Raw genomic sequence first — 5964 nt, 5'->3', positions numbered from 1 at the left:
CAACTCATCGGCATCTACCCGCCGGGCTCCATCGTGGAAATGATCAACGGAGAGGTGGGCATCGTTGTGGAGAGCCGGCCGGAGCATAAACTCAAGCCTTGCGTTCTGCTGGTCAGGGAGTCTGACAAAAGCGTGATGACACCTTACCGAACGGTCGATCTGAAGGTCAGCTCGGAGGATGCCGCAGGCGAAATCTATCGAATCGCCCGCGAGGTTCCGGACGGTACCCACAACATCGTACTTCAGGAGTTTGTAGATCAGGGGCTGATCGTAACCAGACCAAGAGCGCCCGCCGAGCAGCCCTGAAACCCAACCAACCTCTCTCAGCCTGGCCGTTTTGTTACCGCCATGGTCAGCCGCGAAACACAGGTAGTTTTCCCCTCTTCGTTCTCCAGAAGGATTTCCCAGACCTGAGTCGCACTACCAATGTGAATAGGCCTGGCTGTGCCATACACCCAGCCCTTGGTAACCGGGCGGATGTGATTGGCGTTGATATCCAGTCCAACAGCGACAGTTTTCGGGTTTTTCAGGCAGCAATTGGCCGCCATACTGCCAAGGGTTTCCGCCAGCAGCACCGATGCGCCGCCATGCAGAATGCCAAAAGGCTGTACGGTGCGTTCATCAACAGGCATACGGCCTTTGACATAGTCGTCGCCAATTTCAAGGTACTCGATACCCATGTAGCTGACCGCGGTGTTTTCGCTGGATTTTGCCAGGTGTTCAAGGTTCGGGGTTCTGGTCCAGATTGCCATAGGGGACTGGTCTCGATGTTGTTTGAAACGGATTAGAAGCAAGGTACCAGTTTATACAGATAGGATGCGAACTACCAAGCCCTCCGCTTTCGATCACCGATTGCTTGCTCAATCAACTTCTCGAACTCCAGCGCTGGGAGCGGGCGGCTGAAATGGTAGCCCTGGAAACGGTTGCACCCCATGCCAACAAGGCGTTCCAGTTGCCCTTTGGTTTCCACACCTTCGGCCACTGCTGACAGTTTGAGCGCAGAGGCCAAGGCCAGGATGGTCTCTGCGATAGCCGCATCATTAGGATCATCCAGGATGTCTCGCACAAACCCCTGATCAATTTTCAACTCATCCAGAGATAGGCGCTTCAAGTAGCCGAGGGACGAGTAACCCGTGCCGAAATCATCGAGGGAGATCCGTATTCCCATGCTTCTCAGGGTTCGAAGTGTTTCCTCCACCAACTCGAGATCGTAGGCAAGAGCGCTTTCGGTGATTTCTACTTTCAGGTTTCTTGGGGAGGCACCGGTTTTTCTCAGCAGTGCCATCACCGTCGAGCAGAACGAAGGCAGGTGAAACTGCCTTGCACTCACGTTGATCGAGACCTGGAGCTGCGACAACGCACCGCCTCGCTTCTTCCAGCTGGCCACCCGGGAGAAAACATCCTCCAGCACCCAGTAGCCGACCGATTCAATGAGGCCGGTTTCCTCGGCCAGAGGAATGAACTCGGCGGGAGAAACCATACCGCGCCCCGGACAGTGCCAGCGAAGCAATGCCTCAGCACCAACAGGATCACCTTTTTCGTTAACCATGACCTGATAGTGGACTGCCAGCTGCTTCCTCCGTATCGCCATCCTGAGGTCCGACTCAAGAGCCAGCCGCTCAGATACTTTCTTCTGCATCATGGAGTCGTAGAAGCGGATGCAATTGCGGCCGTCCTCCTTGGCCCGAAACATGGCCATATCGGCCTGGCTCAGAAGCTCTTCAAGGGACGTTTCGTGATCGTAAAACAGTGTGATGCCGATGCTTGGAGTGCCCGTATATTCTATGCCGTTGAGATTATAGGGCTCGTTGAGGGCATCGCGGATTTTCTCGCAGACTTTCTCAACCTTGGCAGCAGCATCGGCCGGCTCGGCGGGAAATCCCTTCAGAATGAGAACAAACTCGTCCCCACCGATCCGGGCAACGGTATCCCAGTCCCGGACCGTGTTTTTCAACCTCTCCCCCACCTGGACCAGAAGCTCATCGCCGGTCAGATGACCCGCGGAATCATTGATATTCTTGAAGTTATCAAGATCAATAAATACCAGAGCACCATGATTATGATCCCGATTGCTCCCGGTTAACGCCTGCGCCAGGCGATCCCTGAGCAGGCGCCGGTTTGGCAGGCCGGTCAGTGGGTCGTAAAAGGCGAGCTTCTCGATTTCGGATTCCGATTGCTTACGGTCCGTAACATCGAAAAAATAGCCGTGCCAGGTCATGCTGTCGTCCGCTAATCGGGCTGGCACCGACCTGGCTTCCACCCAGGCCATCGTGCCATCGCATTTGTAGGCTCGAAAGTCGGTTTCAAAGGGGGTCATGCGCTGGCGAGACTCATTAACCTTTTCAAAAAAGGATGGCTTGTCTTCATCCTCGATCAGGTCGAGCAGAGGCTGGGCATCGACACCAAGCAGATCAGCCGCAAACCCGAAAAGATTTTCAACTTTCTCGCTGATGAAAGGAAAAGTTACATGTCCGTCGGGATACATCCTGAACTGGAAGATAACGCCCGGGAACTGGTCGGAATAACGATAAAGGCTATTCTCGAACCTGACGTTCCGGCCTGCCAGTATCTGTCTGTGAACAGATGCCCCCAAAACCTCACCAACCTGAAGCACGAACTCTTCTGTTTCTGAATCCAACACTCGAGACTGGTCAAGATAATCGAAACCCAGGATGCCCCGGACCTGACCTTCCAGCCTCAAACCAACCAGCACGAGACTGCGGATACTCTCCCGCTGGAACTCCAATTTCTCCTCTTCCGCATCAGGGGGCAGTTCTTGGACTTCGGGGATGACAAGCATCGATAGGGTTTGCAACTGATCCATTAGCCAGGGAAAACGGGCCATCGGTACGTTCTGAACTGCATCTCTCTGGGGTATAACGCCACTTCTGCAGGCTTCATGCGTGATGGAAATGGTCTGGGTAGCTTCGTCGAACATGATCAAATAGGAGCGATCAGCATCAAGCCGATCTCCAAGCTCAGCGATGAAGCTATGGATGCTGCCATCAAGCTCGTCGACAGTGGATCTCGACAGGCCAAGAGATAGCCTGTAAACGAACTCACGTTGATCTTGGGTCACTGCCTTCACCATCGCCATGGACTCCTTCCCAGCAATTCTTCCTGTTTGTTTTCTACCTGCTCGGAGTGTCTCTCTCAAGTTACGACAGGCGCCACATTAAAGTTCACGCCCATCTGAAAGAGACCTCCACTTAACCTGCTCCTGTGTAAAGGTCTTTATACCGCCGGATTAACTCATCGACCCGGCCAGTATTCACAAGCTCGTATAGGCTCTCCGCAATACGCTCCCTTAGCTCAAAGGAGTTACAAGGAGAGGCTTTGGAAAAAGTAAAGAACAGGCCCTCACGACTCACCGGGGGCGACAGGGAAACGAATTGATCAGCAATGCCCAGATATTCGAGTTTTACCCCGCCCTGCAACACTTCATAGAGGACATAATCCACCCGGTCAACCAGCGCCATCTGGAAGGATTGCTCAATCGACCTGACTCCCTCAATGAGGAGATTTTCTTCTGCATACCGGTCTAAATTCTGGCCAAAACTGTTGTTGATCAGTGTGCTGCCCCGCTTACCCATCAGGTCTGGCCAGTGGCGATAGACAAACTCCCGGCCTTTGGGGACCCAGACAGCGGTCGGCAGGTGCGTTATTGGCGGCAGCAAATAGTCCATATAGCCAATGCGTTCCGAGGTAATGAACGCGCCCGCCACCATGTCGATATCGCCCTGGCGTGCCATGCGCTGGACCCGGGCCCAAGAGCCTATGTCCCTCACTTCCACATTCACGCCCAATGGCTCCGTAATTTCCTTGAGCAAAGCAGGCACCGCGCCAATCAGATAGCCCGGGCGCTGCTGGTCGCGCCAGAGCAGGGGCGGATACTCCGGATTCCCGCTCACGATGTGCGTATTGCAGGAAGGGTCTGGCAATGCGTGAACCGGGGCCAGAAACACGGAAGCCACTGCGAATACAAGCGACCTACCGACAACAGAAGTAAATGACTTATTCAACTCTGACAAGACCCTCTTTGTGCCAGCCCAGACGGCCAGTTTCAACAACCTGGCGACGAATTCCCGGCACCGGCCGGATCATGAAAAGATCGCCGTTTCGGCCCACCATGGCACGGGGTACACCAGTTGCTTTGGCTATGTCAGCATGCGTTTCCATGTGTTCAGCCTCACCATGGACCGGAATGGCAATGGCAGGCTTTACCCATTTATACATTATCTCCAGTTCTTCCTGCGCGGGATGACCTGAAGCATGAATTGGCAAATCAGCATCCTCGGCCGTGATTACCCTCACCCCCAACTCTTTCAATCTGGTCACCAGCGCCTCGATGGATTCCTCGTTGCCGGGGATGGCGCGAGCGCTGAAGATTACCGTGTCGCCCGCCTCCAGCTCAAAATCCGGATGGGTACCAGAGGCCAGTCTGCGCAGAGCCGTTCGCGGCTCGCCCTGACTGCCCGTGGCCACGGCCAGTACTTCGTCCCGCGGGAGATACCCCAGATGTGCCGGATTGATCAACTGGTCAGCCGAATCCCACAGCCCTGCAGCCCTGGCGGCGCCACTCATATTGATCAAAGACCGGCCCAATAAACCCATATAACGGCCGGTTTCCCTGGCGATTGAGGCCAGAGTATGTAATCGGGCGATATTACTGCCAAAACAGGTCACTACAACGCGGCCTTCGGCGGAGCGGGTCGCTCTGAGCAATCCTTGATGCAAGGCCGCCTCGGATACCGAGTGACCCGAGACTGTGGCGTTGGTGGAGTCACACACCATGGCGTTCACGCCCTCGTTTGCCAGATCGGTGAAGGTTTTTGGCGAATAGCCATGGCCTACCAGCGGCTGCTCATCCAGCTTCCAGTCACCGCTGTGGAAGATGTTACCGGCGGCGGTGCGAATCATCAGGGCATTAGGGTCCGGGATGGAGTGAGTCAGCGCCAGCCACTGCACGCTGAATGGCCCGATCTGCTTGCTCTGGCCGGTCTCCACTTCGATGATCGGCACCCGGTGCAGCAGGTCGAACTCCGCGAGCTTGCGACGCAGAATTTCGGCCGTGAACCGGCTGGTGTATATCGGGCACTGCAGCAGCGGCCAGAGGTAGGGTACAGCTCCGACATGATCTTCGTGGGCGTGGGTAATTACCAGGCCCGCCAGCCGTTCACGGCGGTCAGCAATGAACGCAGGATCCGCCATTTGAACCGGCGGCTCGCCACGATGATGCACCGTGCCATCAGCAGCAATGCGACCAGGCTTTGGAAAGGTAACACCACAATCCACCATCAACCAGGCACCATCGTGGCCATAGAGGTTGAGGTTCATACCAATTTCACCGGTTCCACCCAAAGGCAGAAACCAGAGATCAGACTGTTCGGGAATCATTCAGCAACTCGGTCCATGTACTTCAACACCAGGTCCTCGTGTATGCCTTCCAGTTCAATCAGTTTCAGCGCCGCCCGAATGTCATCGGCATACTTCAGCACGGGAGAGTTCTTCGCAACAGCAATGTAAGAGCGCTCTCCCGGCACAAAGAACGGTGAAACCTTAACATCCAGCCCCAACTCTTCGACCGTGTATAAACCCACGAGCTCTGGGGCGATCACGACATCTACCCGACCTTTCTGCATCATCAGCATCAGGTTTTCGTAACGGGGCGCAGGCTCCTTGAGAAGTCTGTCATCACTATCAAAACGGGAGAAATACGACGCCCCTTCCAAAGTGCCAATGGCTCGTCCATACAGATCAGCGTAGCGCTCAATGCGGTTTTCTGCGTTAAGGTAAAAAAACAATCGCCGCTCCGGAGGAAATGCCGGCGCCACGAACTCCATGAGCTCGGTCCGTCCGGCGGTCTCCAGGGGCTCCAGGGGCTCCAGCATGACATCCACCTCACCCTGCTGCACCATCCTCAAGACCCGCCGGAAAGGCGCCTCCCGATAATGCACTTTCCAG

The 5964-nt window shown here is 55.3% G+C and carries 5 protein-coding genes and 1 pseudogene; 1 reads left to right on the top strand and 5 read right to left on the bottom strand.

The features are described from left to right. Nucleotides 1–306: pseudogene (locus B2W52_RS17320) on the top strand (HD-GYP domain-containing protein); the annotation flags it as partial. 17 nt (nt 307–323) lie between these two features. Here B2W52_RS17320 and B2W52_RS17315 read toward each other — a convergent pair. The 5 genes from B2W52_RS17315 to B2W52_RS17295 all read right to left on the bottom strand — a co-directional run. Beyond that, nucleotides 324–752, bottom strand: coding sequence for a hotdog fold thioesterase (locus tag B2W52_RS17315; protein WP_008177177.1), 429 nt, complete (start codon nt 750–752; stop codon nt 324–326). A 71-nt stretch (nt 753–823) separates the two neighbouring features. Next, nucleotides 824–3079, bottom strand: coding sequence for a putative bifunctional diguanylate cyclase/phosphodiesterase (locus B2W52_RS17310; RefSeq protein WP_273069051.1), 2256 nt, complete (start codon nt 3077–3079; stop codon nt 824–826). A gap of 130 nt (nt 3080–3209) precedes the next feature. Beyond that, nucleotides 3210–3965 (bottom strand): substrate-binding periplasmic protein, encoded by a 756-nt coding sequence (locus B2W52_RS17305; protein WP_273069053.1) that lies wholly within the window; start codon nt 3963–3965, stop codon nt 3210–3212. A gap of 49 nt (nt 3966–4014) precedes the next feature. Further along, complete coding sequence (locus B2W52_RS17300; protein WP_273069055.1) at nt 4015–5397, bottom strand: ribonuclease J; 1383 nt, start codon at nt 5395–5397, stop codon at nt 4015–4017. Next, the coding region (locus tag B2W52_RS17295; RefSeq protein WP_286803798.1) for a substrate-binding periplasmic protein at nt 5394–5964 on the bottom strand (571 nt) is incomplete at its 5' end. The genes B2W52_RS17295 and B2W52_RS17300, both read right to left, overlap by 4 nt.

The sequence above is a fragment of the Marinobacter sp. UBA2498 genome, assembly GCF_002341575.1.
Classification (GTDB): domain Bacteria; phylum Pseudomonadota; class Gammaproteobacteria; order Pseudomonadales; family Oleiphilaceae; genus Marinobacter; species Marinobacter manganoxydans.
The sequence above is the reverse complement of the archived record's forward strand: the minus strand, read 5'-3'. Positions and strand labels throughout refer to the sequence as shown.

Excerpts from the sequence above, each read along its gene's own strand:
- B2W52_RS17315 (WP_008177177.1), bottom strand. The coding sequence starts at position 752 with ATGGCAATCTGGACCAGAACCCCGAACCTTGAACACCTGGCAAAATCC.
- B2W52_RS17300 (WP_273069055.1), bottom strand. The coding sequence starts at position 5,397 with ATGATTCCCGAACAGTCTGATCTCTGGTTTCTGCCTTTGGGTGGAACC.